The sequence below is a fragment of the Pseudoroseomonas cervicalis ATCC 49957 genome, from assembly GCF_000164635.1.
Lineage (GTDB): Bacteria > Pseudomonadota > Alphaproteobacteria > Acetobacterales > Acetobacteraceae > Pseudoroseomonas > Pseudoroseomonas cervicalis.
On sequence record NZ_GG771257.1, the window covers coordinates 1 to 527 of the forward strand.

A 527-nucleotide genomic window follows, 5' to 3' on the forward strand; every position below is an offset into this window, starting at 1 on the left:
GCTGGCGGCGCGGCTGGCCGGGCGGGAGCGGGCGGCGGTGCTGGGGCGGCTGGCCGCCACCCTGGCGCATGAGGTGCGCAACCCGCTGGCCGGCATGCTGACCGCGCTCGACACCATCCGCCGCTTCGGCGCCGAGGCGGCGATCCGCGGCCGCGCCCTGGACCTGGTGGAGCGCGGGCTGCGGCAGATCGAGGCGGTGGTGCGCTCGACCCTGGCCAGCTACCGCCAGGATGCCGAGCCGCAGCCCATCACCGCCGAGGATCTGGAGGATCTGCAACTGCTGGTGCAGCCCGAGGCGCGGCGCGGCGGGGTGCGGCTGCGCTGGCGCGTGGCGCTGGAGGCGCCCTTCGCCACCGATGGCCAGCGGCTGCGCCAGCTGCTGCTGAACCTGCTGCTGAACGCCGTGGCCGCGACACCACGCGACGGGCTGGTCTCGCTCGATGTGCGGCGCGAGGGGGAGGCGCTGCTGGCCGAGCTGCGCGACGAGGCCGGCGGGCTGCCCGAGGCGGCCTGGCGCCGGCTGGAGG

At 77.4% G+C, this 527-nt stretch carries 1 protein-coding gene; it reads left to right on the forward strand.

From position 1 onward, the window contains the following. Window positions 1-527, forward strand: a 527-nt coding sequence (locus HMPREF0731_RS22875; RefSeq protein ID WP_007006663.1) for a histidine kinase dimerization/phospho-acceptor domain-containing protein, incomplete at both ends; no start/stop codon positions are given.